The organism is Thalassoglobus sp. JC818, assembly GCF_040717535.1.
In the GTDB taxonomy this organism is placed as follows: Bacteria; Planctomycetota; Planctomycetia; order Planctomycetales; family Planctomycetaceae; genus Thalassoglobus.
This window is the reverse complement of the sequence record NZ_JBFEFI010000003.1, coordinates 217,929-234,263: the sequence shown is the minus strand read 5'-3', so window position 1 is coordinate 234,263 and position 16,335 is coordinate 217,929. Positions and strand designations below refer to the sequence as shown.

General features: G+C 52.2%; 14 protein-coding genes and 1 tRNA gene. 3 read left to right on the top strand and 12 right to left on the bottom strand.

From position 1 onward, the window contains the following. Positions 1–80: 80 nt before the first annotated feature. From uvsE to AB1L42_RS08805, 5 genes are all read right to left on the bottom strand, one after another. Entirely contained in the window at positions 81–980 is a 900-nt protein-coding gene (gene uvsE / locus AB1L42_RS08825) for a UV DNA damage repair endonuclease UvsE (protein WP_367053449.1), read from the bottom strand. Beyond that, positions 977–1,405 (bottom strand): TspO/MBR family protein, encoded by a 429-nt coding sequence (locus AB1L42_RS08820; protein ID WP_367053447.1) that lies wholly within the window; start codon positions 1,403–1,405, stop codon positions 977–979. Before AB1L42_RS08820 ends, uvsE begins: the two co-directional genes overlap by 4 nt. A 158-nt stretch (positions 1,406–1,563) precedes the next feature. Further along, positions 1,564–1,986: a protein tyrosine phosphatase gene (locus AB1L42_RS08815; protein ID WP_367053445.1), complete on the bottom strand. Its 423-nt coding sequence runs from the start codon at positions 1,984–1,986 to the stop codon at positions 1,564–1,566. A gap of 141 nt (positions 1,987–2,127) precedes the next feature. Continuing rightward, positions 2,128–2,715 (bottom strand): hypothetical protein, encoded by a 588-nt coding sequence (locus AB1L42_RS08810; protein WP_367053443.1) that lies wholly within the window; start codon positions 2,713–2,715, stop codon positions 2,128–2,130. Positions 2,716–3,127: 412 nt separating this feature from the next. Further along, a complete protein-coding gene (locus AB1L42_RS08805) occupies positions 3,128–3,637 on the bottom strand; it encodes a hypothetical protein (protein ID WP_367053440.1) in 510 nt (169 codons plus the stop codon). 198 nt (positions 3,638–3,835) lie between these two features. On the opposite strand from AB1L42_RS08805, the gene AB1L42_RS08800 reads away from it, so the two are divergent. Continuing rightward, positions 3,836–3,912, top strand: a tRNA-His gene (locus AB1L42_RS08800). 184 nt (positions 3,913–4,096) lie between these two features. Then, on the top strand, positions 4,097–4,279 hold the full coding sequence (locus AB1L42_RS08795) for a hypothetical protein (protein ID WP_367053437.1): 183 nt from the start codon (positions 4,097–4,099) through the stop codon (positions 4,277–4,279). 26 nt (positions 4,280–4,305) lie between these two features. Here the strand turns inward: AB1L42_RS08795 and AB1L42_RS08790 are convergent, their stop codons facing one another. Next, complete coding sequence (locus AB1L42_RS08790; protein ID WP_367053435.1) at positions 4,306–5,049, bottom strand: hypothetical protein; 744 nt, start codon at positions 5,047–5,049, stop codon at positions 4,306–4,308. A 128-nt stretch (positions 5,050–5,177) separates the two neighbouring features. Here AB1L42_RS08790 and AB1L42_RS08785 point away from each other — a divergent pair, with 128 nt between their 5' ends. After that, entirely contained in the window at positions 5,178–6,389 is a 1,212-nt protein-coding gene (locus AB1L42_RS08785) for a slipin family protein (protein ID WP_367053432.1), read from the top strand. Between the two features lie 109 nt (positions 6,390–6,498). Here the strand turns inward: AB1L42_RS08785 and AB1L42_RS08780 are convergent, their stop codons facing one another. From AB1L42_RS08780 to AB1L42_RS08755, 6 genes are all read right to left on the bottom strand, one after another. Next, on the bottom strand, positions 6,499–8,982 hold the full coding sequence (locus AB1L42_RS08780; protein ID WP_367053429.1) for a DUF1592 domain-containing protein: 2,484 nt from the start codon (positions 8,980–8,982) through the stop codon (positions 6,499–6,501). A gap of 47 nt (positions 8,983–9,029) precedes the next feature. After that, the gene (locus AB1L42_RS08775) at positions 9,030–10,289 is read right to left on the bottom strand and encodes a DUF1552 domain-containing protein (protein WP_367053427.1); all 1,260 of its coding nucleotides are present in this window, start codon (positions 10,287–10,289) and stop codon (positions 9,030–9,032) included. Positions 10,290–10,657: 368 nt separating this feature from the next. Then, positions 10,658–12,115: a DUF1501 domain-containing protein gene (locus AB1L42_RS08770; RefSeq protein ID WP_367053424.1), complete on the bottom strand. Its 1,458-nt coding sequence runs from the start codon at positions 12,113–12,115 to the stop codon at positions 10,658–10,660. Between the two features lie 45 nt (positions 12,116–12,160). After that, on the bottom strand, positions 12,161–14,671 hold the full coding sequence (locus AB1L42_RS08765; RefSeq protein WP_367053421.1) for a PSD1 and planctomycete cytochrome C domain-containing protein: 2,511 nt from the start codon (positions 14,669–14,671) through the stop codon (positions 12,161–12,163). A gap of 3 nt (positions 14,672–14,674) precedes the next feature. Then, positions 14,675–15,622 (bottom strand): hypothetical protein, encoded by a 948-nt coding sequence (locus AB1L42_RS08760; RefSeq protein ID WP_367053419.1) that lies wholly within the window; start codon positions 15,620–15,622, stop codon positions 14,675–14,677. Then, on the bottom strand, positions 15,619–16,134 hold the full coding sequence (locus tag AB1L42_RS08755) for an RNA polymerase sigma factor (RefSeq protein WP_367053416.1): 516 nt from the start codon (positions 16,132–16,134) through the stop codon (positions 15,619–15,621). The genes AB1L42_RS08760 and AB1L42_RS08755 overlap by 4 nt, the downstream gene beginning before the upstream one ends. Between the last annotated feature and the right edge of the window lie 201 nt (positions 16,135–16,335).

Here is a 16,335-nt window from a genome sequence, read left to right as displayed (position 1 = left end):
ATAACTTCGACGAGAAGTAACGACCGACGAGTTTACTAACGAAACGTTCTCACTAACCAACCAGAATGTCATCACGCGGCTTACCCCTGCGATGACAACTCTTTTCGGAGCTTCAGCACGGCCGATTCCTTCGCTTTGGCCTCAACCTCAACGGTCAGACTCATTTCTCGCCAGCAATCTGGGAAGTCATTCACGTCAATGAAGTCGTGATGGCGTTCAGGCTTCGGGCCGTCCCAACCTTCGAGGGGACTGGAAATGTGAAAGAGCGGCTCGCGATCCCACGTTTTAATTGCCTGACTTGTCGCATCTTCGATTGAAAGTCCATCGTCATGACAGCGGTGGTGATGCACGTCATAAACGAATGGAATACCTGCCGACTTGCAGGTTGGCAGCAGATCTTCCGGGGAGAATGTCCGGTCGTCGTTCTCGACAGTCAATTTCTCTCTTGCTCTGGAAGATAAGCGGTCGAGAGCCTTCTCAAAATCAGCCAAGGCTTTCTCTTTGTCGCCGTATGCTCCCCCACCGTGGATATTAACGACATCAGCGCCGATCCAGTCCGCAACTTTGGCCTGGTACTCGATCTCACGAATTGAGGCTTCAACCACATTCGGTTTCTGTGAGTTCAGCACCACGAACTGATCGGGATGAAAGCATGTCCGCAGACTGTGCTTTTCGACGAGTTTCCCACACTCTTTAAAACGTCGAACGATATCTTCACCGTCAGGCAATTCCTCAATCTCATATCCACAATCCGGATGAGTTTTGAGTGGGAGGATCTGACTGTTCACCCGAAAACAACCAATATCATTTTCAGCGCAGTATTGAAGAGCTTCGTGCAGAGCATTCGCATTCGTCATGCACAGACCAGCGAGCTTTTCCAAAGCGTCTTGGCGATTGAGCTTCGAGGTCGCTTTCGCTGTGGTGTTTCGAAACTTAATCGGCTCGTCACGAAAGACACAGCAGAGTCCGAGCCGAATCATGCCTGCCCCCAATTCCAAATCGTAATCGACAACTGCAGCACCGTCGCAATCGAGACCCAGACGAAGTACGGGATTTGAGCCAAAGCAATCCAACGATAGTACGGCCACACAGCCACGACCATCCAGATAATTGTTCCCCACACAATCAAGATGTCGAAAGCAGCCAAGGGTAAGTTCCGAAGCCCGAATTGAATCGGCGTAAACATCAAATTGGCCAACAGATTAATCCCGAACGGCAATGCAACTGCCCATGAAATCTTCCGTCTGATTGCCTGAACAAACACGAAACCAAATGTGATGAAGATGACTGGATACAAGCACTGCCAGATGAAACCAATCGTCGACGGCTCCGGCGTCCACGATGGTTTTTCAAGCTGCTGATACCACTCCATCCAATTCATTTCGACTCTCAATTCGTAAAACACTCCGCTCTCAATTGAAAGTATTGAAGCACACACTGCGTTTCCGGCAAGTCAAACACAATTGCCCGGCCAATCGCCGTGGTGGAAATCCGTCTTACACGATGGAGGAAAACTTCAACACGATCCGCGACCAGAAAGCAATAGACGAACTCAATCTGGAGTCACCTGTCTTCAGTGAAGCATGTAAGCAATTCGTTCCAAAGTCCAGGCGAAACATCAGTGGGATGATGCTCACGAATGAACTTCAAGGACTCCTGCGGTGTCCGTTTCTCAAGCTGGGCGATGGCAAGTGCAGCAATCGCTGGAGACCGGCTGGCACGGGCGCTACAGCACACGAGAGTTGGAACGCGTGACTCAATCAGGTGAGACAGGACTTTGACAGCGAGCCGGAGGCGACTCCGTTCGTTTCCTTCTCCGTCAAAAATCGGAATGCGGAACTGAAGGATTTCACGAGGAAGAACGAGCGAAGGTTCTTCTGTGGCCAACTGAAGAACAGCCTCAATGCCACGGTTGCAAATCGCCCTGACATTACGGCCATCTCCCGCATGCCCGATCCAAAGAGAGTGCGAAGCAATGAAATCCATTCCCAAAGTCCTCCGCAAGAATCACAATCCGAACGCCATCTGACGCCACAAGTCCAAGAGTACAATCAGCATTCAATTCAAAAAAGCACTCAATGGCGACAAACACTGTGACTGAAACGGGCAGTCGTGGTTGAGCAACTGCTAAATCGTTTCCCCTTCATCCAGGTCCCTCATGCGATCGCTTTCGGGATCACACAGCACGCCCATTGTGGCAGCAACTCCGCCCTGCCACATCGGAAACACAAGAAAGTCGTCCCAAGGGTGACCAATCGGCGTGTGGTCCGAAATGAAGATTCCAATCACCATAAACGCTGAACCCAGAATCGCTCCGACAAATGGCGTCAAGAGGAGTGTCAACTCAGGTTGTGATTCTTCGACGAAAGTAATGAGTGGAAATACGAGAAGCGTCGCCCCGATGCATCCGCTGATCGCACCAACGATGGCTCCTCCAAACAACCCATTGTCGACTCCGAGTAGGTATGCCCCGAAGAAAAGTCCTCCAATTTCTGCCAGAAAATAGGCGACCCCTGAAACAACAATCAGGACCAACTGCTGCCCAACAGCAATGGGGGTCAGTGACTTCTGAATTGCAAAACAGAGCGCTCCTCCAAACAAGAAACCGGGAACAAAAACGACAAGCCCCGGTACTACGACTGACAATCCAGACAGAAGCCCAGACGCAAGTCCGGACATCGTGAAAATCACAGCTGGTGAGTGTTTATCATTCATTCGCTTCAAACCGCACGATCCCGGCCGGCACAACACTGTTTTCTTGAGAATCAACCGCCCGTTCAATTCTAGTGTGAAGCAGGGCCACCGTTCGTGGCCATTTATATCATCCCGAAGAACGCAGGACCGTATTAAATCGTCCACCACATGGCGAGAACACCGCTTGTTGAGAACAACCTTTCAGGAAAACGAAAGGTAAGAATCGCATGCAAGACACAGAAACAAGCCGAAGAAATCGGTCGTCGGCTCAACAACGATGACCACAACGGAACCATTCGAGCGTGACCAACACACCACGCAGCAGGAAACCATTTGACCAATACGTGCGTGGGTGTGATGGAGACTCGCGACTTTGCGAAGGTGAAGTGGGTTCAATTCTCGCCCGCATCTCCTCAAGAAGCAACTTATGCAATCAGTGTCCAATTTGAGGAAGTGGGCCGACAAAACCACTGTCTACCCATTCGGCAAGTTCCAACTCAAGCCGTTCTTGTTGCCGTCTTCTTCTCGCGTCGGTCTCCCAGCTTGCGAGCCCGAGAAAGACGTTCCGAGCATCGCGTACATCAGGACTATGCTGGTAGATCAGCAGACGCTCGCCTTCACCGAATCGAATGAGCGGACCAGTTGCTCGCGACGAGATGTTGCTTCCAATATTCGGAAAGCTGAAGAGACCTTTCGTTTCTCGCCATGTCCCACGCACCCAAACATGGTCGCGACAACTTTCGACATTCATGTCGTACCATAGGCTACATGGAGTTTCTGAATCGGATGCTTCAATCGTGAATCCGAAAACCTGCGTGAGGCTTCGAGACTTACCGCAGACAGCGCACGTGTACAAATCTGTAACGAACACTGGGATGAAGCAAGCAAGAATCGTTAAACCGACCAATAAGATAGCCAGTTTCTTGCTCCGATATGCTCCCATTCTCCTACCCCATGACTCACAGCCTTTTGTGTAACACGTTCACAATTCTAACGGACATTCACAGCCACAGCGAACTTCGGAGCCACTTCCCTTGTCTTCCTCAATGTCGTTGATGTTGTCTGTCCAGCGGCAGGCAGGTCACCCGGGAGGGTTTGACGCTGTCTGTTCCGTGAATGGGATCTGACCAGGGAACATTAACGTTGGTTAGCTCAGATGGTTAGAGCACCAGACTATGGATCTGGCTGTCACAGGTTCGACTCCTGTACCAACACCCACGAGCCGGATAGTACCCGGCACCAGCCTGTTAAGCTGGCGACGCTGCCTAGCGTCTCACAATGCCTGAAGGAGGTAGACGTCCGTTTTGATCAGCCAGGGGATGGCCTTGGACCCGGTGCCTACGCACCACTTCGCGGAGCTTCGGCAAAGCGATCGGTCCAAAAACAACCTTCCTCTGGCAACATGTGGCGACGCCTTGTAGTGCGTGGATACCGTGTCCGAACGGCAGCGACTGAAGGGTACAAAAGCGAAAACGTTCACCAGATCGGATTCCTTCGGGAATACGGAAAGGGAACGTCGAAGCGGAAGAACCTGGACACCGTTGCCAACGGGCACTTAATCGCACTCCGCGATTCGTCCATGTGATCGACGAACGATCTGCCTTCGGATGGTCACGAGCCAAGTACATCTTCGCTCGATGATCCATTTTCACATGCTGAATGTTGTTCTTGTCGCTCTACGCACATCACAAGTAATGCAAACCCAATCGTTCCAGCAGCGAACACCATGGAGAACGGTATCGCATAGCAAGACCAATCTCCTACGCTGATTCCAATGACCGCACCAAGACAGTGGCCGATCGTTGCAGCAGCAAGTAGCGCTCGTCGCAGTGCAACCGAATACACGGCTAAAATCACACTTGAAATCGCCGTCACCAGCATAAATCCACAGTTCAAAGCTTGGTGAGTCAAGGATATTCGCGAACCATTGAGCGGGAGCAATATGCCCATCCCTCCAGCTTCTACTTTGTGGTACTCAGCAATCGAGACCGTTGAACCAAGCGCAATGCCACATAGTACGATAATTAGAGAAACTGCTAGCTTTGGCGGAGCGGACTTCCACGCGATGATCACCCAGTTCGAAATCCAGTCTTCACTCTCGTCCACGCGATCATCTTCTGTTGCATCAACTGCTGACTCTGCTAAAGGATTGCAGATATTGCCGAACACCGCTATCGACACAAGCGCTGCGAAACGCTTTGGGCTAATGTGAAACTGAGCCACAATAATTCCGGTAATTGCGCCAGCGATTCCGACGGCCAATCCCGACTTAACATTCCATCGAGCCACTAGAACTCCGGGCAATAACCCAAGAAAGCAACCGAGCAGAACACGAATTAGCACTGTAATAATCATATAAACTCATTCTAACAGATCAATGTGTGGCATCAAATAGTGAGCGAACTATATTCGGAAATCAGGTGTCAATGGAATCCAAAGACTTAGTGCTGTCAGTCCGGAGTCAGTCTCCGGAGAGGTGAAGGATGTTCATTTTCAAGCGTTACAAAATCCGAAGCTATGAAATGGGACTGTTGTTCCGAGATGAAGAATTCCGCGGGCTGGTTGAAGCTGGCACCCGCTGGTTTTTCGATCCGCTCGGCAAGGTCCGCGTGGAGATTGTGTCCCAGCGTGATCCGTGGCTGGTCCATGAAAAGCTCGACCTGATCGTCAAGTCGGCTGCCGGAGCGGAGGTTGGTTCAGATCGCGTTCCGTTCCTGGAGAAGATGCTCAACATGCTCGTTCGCGGCAATCGCATTTCGCCTGTGGCGACGCTGAAGGACCGCGCCGTTGTGCTGGACCTGAAGGACCACGAACGTGCATTGGTCTGGATCGAAAACCGATTCAGCCATGTAGTTCCTTCCGGGTTGTACGCGTACTGGACCGGGCTGAAAGACGTCCGTGTCGAAGTGGTCGATGCCCGGAACGTGCGGTTCGAGCACGACGAGCTGAAGGTCATCGCGAAGTCCCCGATGGTGCAGCGTGTTCTGGATGTCTGCTCGGTCAACCGTGATCGTGTTGGTGTCTTGTTCATCGACGGTCGGTTTGTCGACACGCTGTCTCCAGGTCTGTACGCCTTCTGGAAGGGGCAATCCGAAGCCAAGATTGCCGAGATCGACCTGCGGGAGACGATGGTCGACGTTGGCGGTCAGGACATCATGACAGCCGATAAGGTCACGCTGCGGCTTAATGCCGTGGTGACTTACAAGATCGACGATGCCCGCAAGGCGGTCAGCCAGACGGACGATGTTCGGCAGGCACTGTATCGCGAAACGCAGCTTGTGCTGCGAAGTGTGATCGGTGCCCGTGATCTCGACGTCTTCCTGACGGAGAAGGATGCCGTTGCGTCCGAGATTGAAGAAAGCGTGCGTCGTCGTGCTGGCGAGCTAGGTCTTGAGATCGCCTCGGTCGGTATCCGGGATGTGATTCTGCCGGGTGACATGAAGGATCTCATGAACAAGGTTACGGAAGCTCGCAAGGCAGCTGAGGCGAACCTGATCTCGCGTCGTGAGGAAACGGCTGCCATGCGGTCGCAGGCCAACACGGCCAAACTGCTGGCGGACAATCCGGTCCTGATGCGGCTGCGGGAACTGGAAGTCCTCGAAAAGATCGCCGCTTCGGGCAAGCTCAATATCGTCCTGGGTGACAAGACCCCAGGCGAGAAGGGGCTGGCTGACAAGGTGATCAACCTGTTGTAGTCGTCTATGACTGTGAAGAACGACACCGCTGGTGCGATAGATCGGACCAGCGGTGTTTTCGCATATAACTTAAATCTCCTCACAAACACATATATTAACCGATGCAGATTTATCTCGAAGTTTCGCGGAAGAGTGGACTGTCGATGACAGCGGCAATTGTGGCGACGATGCGGTAATCATGCTCGGCCGATTTTGCGACGATCTTCTCAATCTCATTGTAGTCACTCGGTTCTTCTCCGTTGGCGTAAGTCAACAGTTTAGTGACAAAGCATCGAACGAAACGGTCGCGATTTGCTTCGGTTTGCATCAATTCCCGGAAGCCGACGATATCGTGGTATTCGGCACCACTCAGGAAGCTCGCGGAAGCATCGATGGGAATTCCAGTCTCTTGAACTCGCTTTTGTTGTTTCCGCTTACTCACAACTTCCATTGTGGGGTCATCGTAGGTATCTCGCCAACTGCCCATCGGATCGAAGTTTTCAAAGGCCCAGCCGAACGGATCGATGCTCTGATGACACGCAGCGCAAGTCTTGTCGGATCGATGAGCTTCAAGAACTTCTCTGATCGTTTTTGCAGAGCGAATATCCGGTTCCTGAATATCGACGTCTGCTGGGGGAGGTGAAGGATGGATCGCGAGAAAATTCTCCATCACATAAATCGCCCGATGAATTGGAGACGTTCCGAGACTGTCGGCGGTGACTGTGTGAAACGCCCCCATTCCCAGCAGGCCGCCGCGACGCCCATCGCTGAAAGTATACTTGCGGAATTTCGAATCCTGCGGAGCATCGTCAATTTCGTAAACGACCGCGAGATCAGCATTAATAAAGCTGTAGTTCGCGGAGATGAACTCCGTGACTGGGAGATCTTCTTCGACGACATAGCGAAAGAAAGCCAGCGTCTCTTCGATCATGTCTTCGCTGACTTTTTTGCGGTGATAGTGCGGATACCGATCGGGATCGGGAGCCATAAAGTTAATGTCGTTCAGCTTGAGCCACGCGAACGGGAACGCCCGTAGAAATGGATCAGACTGTGCCGAATTCAACTGGCGTTCCACTTCCGCATAGACGCCATCAAAAGACTCCAACTTCCCAGCTTCTGCTGCTTCGCGCAGTTCGTGATCGGGAATCGTGCTTTGCAGAAAGTAGTTCAACTTCGCAGCGAACCGCTCTTGGGGAGTGAGATCATCAGTATTAAGTAGTAAAAACGGTGGCGATGCCAGGATTGCGATGATTCCTTCCTTCAAAGCCTCCACGTCTCCCAAGCTTTGCCTTTTCGATTGCACGAGTTGAACGAACGGAGCCAGTTCTCCGTTACGAACCTCACGACGCCAGGCGCGTTCCGCGATCGGTTGTAGAATGCTAGCAGCGTCTTCCGCTTTGGGATTGTCACCAATTAAAGCCACTTGGCGACGAGGAGGCCATGAGTTGAACAATGGTCCCTCGACCGTGGCACTGTCGATTCTTGGTCGCGGCCCACGCCAGTATTCGACCCAGTGATGCCAACTTTCTGGCTTCAAAATTCGACGGCCCGGCTTGGTGACGATCGAGTCAGCCACTTGCTGATAGAGTTCGGGATCGTGCTCTTTAATATATTCCCCTGCGATGGCGTTCTGAAACTTAAAGTTTCCGTTGCTGCGCAGTGTCAGTCCGTCGGTCGGATAGCGGAATCGCAGACGCGTTCCGGCTGCGAGCCATTCGGTCAACTCAATCTCGACGACTTCGTTGTCCGGAAGATCATAGGTCCGTTCTCGATTTCCCATCGCGACGGTCAAGCGAATTGGATCGTCATCGTAGATCCCGGTCTTCTCAGCTTCGTAGTAGCCGCGGTCCAGGCCGGTACATCGGATCGAAATCTTGTACCAACCCGTTGTAGGCACGACAGGAAACTTCTCGAAGTATGCCAACTCTTTTGGGTCGAGAAACTCGAATCCGTCACGTTTGCCGCGTCGTTCAGGACGCTTCACATTCTGGCTGGTATGTGCGGACAGGATCTCTCGCGAGTTGATCTGATACAGCTTTGACTTTGGTTGTTCGCCGTTAAGGATCGTGGCATCCACAATTCGCCGAAGTGACTCGATATATTGTTCCAGATGGAAATTGCTGAAGCCGAGGGTCTCGCCGTGCGTATCAAATCCTTCGTGGAGCGAATCGCCAATCAGATTGTACGTCGGCTGATGAGTTCCAACATCTTCGATCAGGAGGGCGTCACGAACGCTATTCCTAAACTCTCGATTGTTAATTCGTCTTGGTGAAACACGGAGAGTTCGTTCCGAACTGGCGGAATAACCACGGACCCGATCAGAGAGATACTCAACTAAACGCTCGCGATCCCCACTTGCGAGCTGACTCTTCTTTGCTGGCGGCATTTCGCCAGCTTTCACGCGATCAAGACTGGCTGTCCACAGATCAATACTGCTCTTCTCCGGATGCGATCCCAGATTATGAATACTGAAATCTCCCTTGGGCTCTGTTCCACTGTGACACTTGCCGCAATGGATCTTGATGAGTCCTTCGTCTGCCAATGCTGGAAAGGCAATGACACAACAGAATGCGACGACAGTGCACCACGATAGAATTCGATTGATCAGGCTCATAAAAGAATCCGAAGAGAAAGCTGTAGGAAGTCGCGAAGTTCGTAGGCTCAAGAGAAGTTCAGATCGAACGCCCCGGTGCTGGTATTAAATGAGTCGCGTTCGATGCCGAATCGCTGCATCAGCGTGACGTATAAATTGCACAACGGCATGTTGTTACCGCTATTGTCGCGTGTATCAATGTGACCGCGATGCTTGAAGCCACCCCCAGCGACGAAGACTGGCAGATTTCGATTCGAGTGTGTTCCGCCGTAGCCCATCCCGCTACCGAAGAGAACGATCGTATGATCGAGCATGCTTCCTTCAGCATTCGGTTCTTGAATCGAATCGAGTTTTTGAAGGCACCTCGCCAGAAGTGCTATCTGGAATGACTCGATTGAAACCAGTTCCTGAACGAGATCTTCTCCCTGCCCGTTGTGCGTACAACCGTGATAGCTGCGGTTGACTCCGTCGATGTCGGTGTAGTTGAGTTCAGCCGGGAATTCGATACTGGCGACGCGTGTTAGATCGGTTTCGAACGCGTAGGTAATCATATCGAATATCGCATCGTACTTGTTAGAGATGGTCGCTTCGCCAACAAAGTGCTCCGAGATATCGAAGGATGGTTTATCGCGATCCAGCCAGGTCTCGCGGTCAGCCAGCGAGTGCTCCAGTTCTCGAATTGAAGTCTGAAACTGATCAAGCCGATCTCGATCCAGCCGACTTGCATTCGTGCGAACTCCAGCGAATTGGCTTCCCAAGGTATCAAGAATGCTTCCGTTCCGCTGAAGCATTTCGCGTCGCTGTTCCTTCTCCTGCGATGTTAGATTTAAGAACAGATGATTAAAGAGTTCCTGTGGATCGGTGATCGGTAGTTTCTCAACACCGTTGGCCGTCCAACTCATTCGAATACCGGAGTCGAGGGATGCTCCGACAGACGGATACCGAACCTGACTCCCAATGTGCCGCGCGAACAACTGATCGAGAGACATGTTTTTCTCAGGAAACGCCTGAGCATCGGTCGGGAGCACTCCGCTGAGAAATGAAATTTCACGCCCATGACCGCTGACCATGTTGTGGTCGGCATGCGAGACAATCGTCAGACGATCCTTTAACCACTCCAATGACTTCAGCGTTGGAGAGATCGTAAAGTCAGTCCCAAAATCTGCGGGAAAGAAATGCTCGGGATGCATTCCATACGGGTTCCCAACCACAAGGAATCGAGTCGGAACTGCGGTCGGTGCGGGGGCGGCAAACGAAAGTGATTCGAGTAACGGGAGAGCAAGAGTTCCTCCCATGCTCTTCAGAAACAGGCGTCGATTGGGATGCATTGAATCACCTTCTTCCTTGGTGTTTAACTGTTAATTCAAGGAGTGGCCCGACAGCTTCTGGGTGAGAGTCGCTGGCGAACATATGTGTTAGAACGGGACCTTTGCCTTCGATCTGTGTTGTCAGACGAACGAGAATCAACGTGACGGGTTGTCCGCTGTTCTTCTTCAGGAACTCTACAAGCAGTTTCAAAACCGCTTTAAGAGTACCAAGACGCAGGCCAGTTTCACAAATCCATCGAAGATGGTGAGCGCGATATTCTCTTCTCGTGAGAAGCCGAACTACAACTTTGCACTTTCAAACGAGTAAGCAGTTTTTGAGTCTGAAGTGTCCTTCCTAGAGAGCCCAAAAAAGTCTCGTTCAAATCCCATCAGGCGAAGATATCGTTGACGACCTGTCCATAGACGTCGGTCAATCGGAAATCTCGACCGGCGTAGTTGAAGGTGAGCTTTGTGTGGTCGAATCCCAACAGGTGTAGAATCGTTGCGTGCCAGTCATGGATATGCACCGGATTCTCGACAGCCTGGTATCCCAGCTCGTCCGTTTGTCCGTAGCTGAGACCTCCTCGAACACCACCACCGGCCATCCAGATGGTATACCCTTTGTTATTGTGATCCCGTCCTGTTCCGCTTTGAGCGTACGGAGTACGGCCGAACTCGCCCGCCCAGATCACAAGAGTATCATCGAGTAACCCGCGTTGCTTGAGATCATTCAATAGAGCCGCCATGGGCTGGTCCGTCTGCGAACAGCTCTCCCGAAGGGCGGACTCAAGCAAGAAATGATGATCCCACTTGGCGGGAGCGGTGATCTCAACAAACCGGACGCCAGCTTCGGTCATTTTCCGAGCGAGCAGACACTGACGACCGAAAAGATCAGTCGGGAGTCCTGAACCAATCCCGTACATGTCCTGTGTTGCTTGCGACTCTGATGAAAGGTCCATCAACTGCGGAATTTCGTCCTGCATGCGAAATGCCAGCTCGAACGACTCAATCGCGCCTTCGATTTCAGGATGATATTCATCGCGTTGAAGTTTGTGTTGATTCAAATCACGAATCAGATCGAGCTGCCGGCGTTGTTTCGCATTTGTCAGAACCGGGTTTTGAATATTTCGCAAAGGTGGTCCCGGTTCCGAGTCGACACCTAGAAGGGCAGCATAAAATCCGGGAATCTGGTTGGTCCCGATCTTCGTTGCCTGACAGATCGCCGGAAGAAATCCGCTGCCGTAATTTTGGGCTCCTCCGTTGTCCGATGGTGGATTTAAGGTCACGAACCCGGGAAGATTTTCGTTTTCAGTTCCCAGCCCGTAGAGTGACCACGCTCCCAGAGACGGTCGAGTAAACTGGAAGCTGCCGGTATGCATTTGCAAGAACGCCTGTGCATGATTCGGCAGGTCGGTATTCATACTCTTAATAAAGCAGAGGTCATCGGCAAGTTGGGAGAGATGCGGCATCAGCTCCGAGAACCATTGTCCCGACTCCCCATGTTGGGCGAACTGAAATGGAGACGCCATCAGGCCGGCATTCCCTTTCAGAACGCTATCAGCTGTCTGCTGTCCTGATCGATCCTGCAGCTTGGGCTTGTAGTCGAAAAGATCGACATGCGAGGGTCCCCCGTTCATACAGAGGAAGATCACTCGCTTTGCTCGGGCCGGGAAATGAGTCGGCTTCGGCGCAAGCCCGTCCGTTGTTGATGATGTGTCTCGGGCTGCCTGAGCTTGAGCAAGCCCAGCAAACGCGAGATAGCCAAACCCGGAAGCGAGCGATCTCAAAGCAGCTCGCCGCGAATACAGATTGCTATATAGGAATCGTTTGTACTGGTGCAGGGGCATTATATTTCCCTCTGTATAAACTACAGTTTGTATGCTTTTATATCGTTAGTCGATATTTCGGAATTCGGCAGTCGACAACAGCGCCTGGCAGAAACTCATCAACAACTCATCTCGACCAGCAACATTATCACCCTTTGAAAGCGATGAAGTTTGCAGGTATGCCAGCGAGCGTTCGAGTTCTTCGTGGTCTGGGCTGCGAGCGAAACAGAGCTGAAACGCCAGCTTAACCCTTTCAGCACTTGATTCGGCCTCACGATCCAGTCGCTCAGCAAATCCCTGGCTTCGATCGAGGACGAACTGGCTGTTCATCAAGTAAAGAGCCTGAACCGGTACATTCGTTTTCTCTCGATCTCCGGTGACGAGACTCGGCTCCGCGAAGTCAAAGAGTTCGAGGACATCGGGTAAGCGATCACGAATGACCGGCAGATAAACTGAACGGTGTAGCGAACCATCCAGGTCCGTCGGCAACCGAGGATCGAGTCCAATCAGCGAGATCGGTTTGTCGAGGATTTTGCGTGCGACCAATGATCCTTTCGGTCGAGACATATCGAGTTCCTCGGAAACAACGAGCATTGCATCCCGAATCGATTCGGCGGGAAGTCGCCGCTTCGCCATTCTCCACAACAGTCGATTCTCCGGGTCCTGTAAGAATGCTGCCTGATTAAAATCTGAGGTTTGTCGATACGTGCGAGTGAGCACAAGCCGACGCACCAGGCGTTTCAGAGACCAGCCATCTTCCACGAATTGAACGGCCAGCGTGTCGAGCAGTTCCGGATGACTGGGTAGTTCGCCAGTTGTCCCAAAGTCGTCCACGGTACGAACAAGTCCGGTTCCAAAGAGATGATGCCAGACACGATTGACAAAAACGCGACTTGTGAGGGGATGTTGTGAATCGGTGAGCCACTCCGCGAGTTGTAATCGTCCACTTTCCCCTTCTGGAATTTGAGGCGGCTCATCGAGCCTGATCGCTTGCGGAAAACGACGAGGGATCTGTTCTCCGGGTCGACTGACTTCACCACGGGCAAGAAGATGAGCATCGCGAATGAGTTCCCGATCGTTCACTCCCATCGCCACCGGAATCGCACTCCCGTCTTCGTCAACGGTCTGCAACTTCCCGACGATGGGACCCGTTCGCCAGATGTTCGCCAACACATCTCGCAGAGTGAATGTCTTCTCCGGTTTCTTCCCGGAGAAGAGTGCACGTTGCGCAGCGTCCATTTCTGCTTTTTCGGCTTTAAGTTCCTCAAGCTTCTGTTCAAGCTCTTGGACTTTCTCCGGTGTCACCGAAGGATGGAGGACAGTTTGGTTAATTAAATTTGGCAACTCCATCAATTCGCCTCCCTGCCGACTGGCTGGCGAAACGAACGTGCCAAAAAAAGTTTTCGTGCTTTCGAAGATTCCTGCCAACGCGTAGTAGTCTTCCATCGTGAACGGATCGAATTTGTGATCGTGACAGCGGGCACATGCGACCGAGGAGGCCATCATCGCTCTGCTCAGGCTGTCGATTTGTTCATCGACAATGTCCGCTTGAAACTGCTTGTCATTGGACTCCGAAAGATTCTTTGTCCCGACGGCCAGGAATCCTGTGGCGACAAGCAATCGAGCACGTTCTGCCTGCGACTCATAAGGGAGCAGATCGCCAGCGATTTGTTCGGTAAAGAATCGATCGATCGGAATATCTGCATTGACGCTTTCGATGACATAGTCCCGATACCGCCATGCATACGGAAAAGGAATGTTCGCTTCCTTTCCACTCGACTCTCCAAACCGAGCAACATCGAGCCAGTGCCGCCCCCAGTGCTCGCCAAATTGGGGCGATTCGAGCAGTGAGTCGACTTCATTTTCGAGAGCCTTTTCGATCCCGTGCGACTCAATCGACCTGCCGAATCGCTTGAGGTCATTCGGCGATGGAGGCAGCCCGACAAGATCGAAATGCAGTCTACGCAGAAGGACGTGCGGTTCGGCATCTTGAGACGGCATCAGATGGTTGCGATCGAGTTGTCGCAAGATGAAGCGGTCGATTTCATCATTTGCCCACTCCGGATTCGAAACCTCTCCAACCGCTGATGCCTGCGGCGTCTGGTACGCCCAAAACGTCTCCGCTGTGTCTTTTCCTCGCCATCCTTCGTTCGTCTCTTCCCGATTCGCGATGCGAGGATCGGGCGCTCCCATTTCGATCCACTTCCTGAAATCATGGATCACATCATCAGACAGCCGTTCCTCTTTCGGAGGCATTTTGAGGTCGGAATCCTGGTGGAGCATGGCAGTCAACAACAGACTCGCATCGGGTTGCCCCGGAACGATGGCAGGCCCTCGGCCTCCGCCAGCCCGAAGAGCGGACTTTTCATCTACCCGAAGTTCCCCTTCGGCTGTACCCGCTTCGATCGAATGACAATCGTAACAATACTTAATCAGCACAGGACGAATCTTCGCTTCGAAGAATGCGAAGTCGGACGCTGATGGTGGATCTCCCGTCGATTTCTGGTCATCCGCAGAGACTTGCCTACAAAGCGAGAGAGAAAGAACGAATAAAGTTGCGAGTTGAAGAGATTTCATCGGTCATTGAACCTCACTCTGTTCACGCTTGGGACGATGGACTCGGATTTCAGCGTCCGCATCGAGATGTGCGTTCAGTTGATATTGCTCGTCACCGATTTCAGCCGTATCGATAAGCGTGAAGTTGACAACGCCACGCGGCTGTTCTTGATCAACTGTCCAGAGAATCAACCTGACCAGCGTGTCGGTCTCGTCCACCTCAAGCAATGCTGATGAAATGAGTGAATGCGACCGCCCCGGCTTCAATGTCGCCCAGATCACGGAGTTCCCAATTCCGGTTTGAGGGATGTCTTCGCTCTTCTGAAATTGCTCATTCGTGGGACCATCTGCCCGCAGGTCGAAATCGGTCAGGACGTTTTCAATCAAGGCAGGAACCGTCATTGAATTGATCGCAACAAACATTGTGATCTCCTCCGGAAGTTCCTCGTCGCTGCCGTAAATCTGAATGCCGGTCGAACGGTCCGGGCTAACCCACAGCTTGCCCTGCCCATCTCGCCCATACACCAGCCTGATCTTCCCCACAGTCGCATCCGCCCAAAAACGGTCCCCTCTAGTCCATAAGACCGTATCCGATGGCCCAGTAAAGGGATTTCGCTCGTTCCAATATCCCGGATCGGGAGCGAAGTGAACGTCGTAACAACGATCCATCGACTGGGTATGGGCTGCGCTAACACCACGCAAAATTGTGGCAGCCTGAATCGGTGAAGATGACGAAGAACGTCCCACGAAAAATGCCACGATGAACCCCAACGTCGTCGTCAGTGACCACACCAATGGGCTCCCCCAACGACGTGCGACTCCGGAACCCTCCGCCGGTTGACGTTTTGGCATCTGACCAACGAGTCGATCAACCAAGGCTGTCGAATCAAGCTGGAGTACCTGCTCGTGCAGATGGTTTCTAACGAGATCTTCCACCTCATCAATTTCAGATTGTCTCGGTTCGTCAGTCACTGGGTGTCGTTCTCCAAGAATGGTCGGAGTTGCGCAGCGAGTTGTTTTCGAGCCCGGTGTCGGAGGACACGTACATTCTCCGGAGTCAGTTCGAGCATATTCGCAATGTCAGAGGTCGTATGTCCCATCACATGAAGTTCAATGACCGCTCGCTGTTCAACAGGCAATTCCGCGAGTGCGATACCAACAGCGTCATCGAGTTCACGACGAACAGCTGCCTGAAGCGGTCGCTCACTCGCTGCAGCCGGGAAGTTCGAATTCTGTTTGACAGCATGCAAGCTGAGCGATTTCGCTTCGCGCTGATTCCAGTTGATGCTCGCATTGGTTACCGCTTTGAACAGAAGCTTGGTTCCATCCTTCGGTAAGTCATACTCTTCCGACTTCGTCAGCAATCGCTGATAACAATCCTGAACAAGATCTTCCGCAACGCTGACATTCCTGACGAGCGAAACGGCGTACGCCAGCGCTCTTGGAGCACTTTCTGTGATCCATGCTGAGAGTTCGTCAGTCATCGAGGAAAAACCTGCTCACACCTGAACAACACATCAGCGATTCAATCGTTACAAGATTTTTGGGAGAAATCTGAATTCACGCACAGTTTAAGACATTCACCTGCACGTTCAGAACTCGTCGAGAAGAACGATCAGCTAGAAAGACCGGGCTTTGTGCCTTGGCCTTCGCCGACGACGCGCGGATTCCTGCAGAAACGGAAC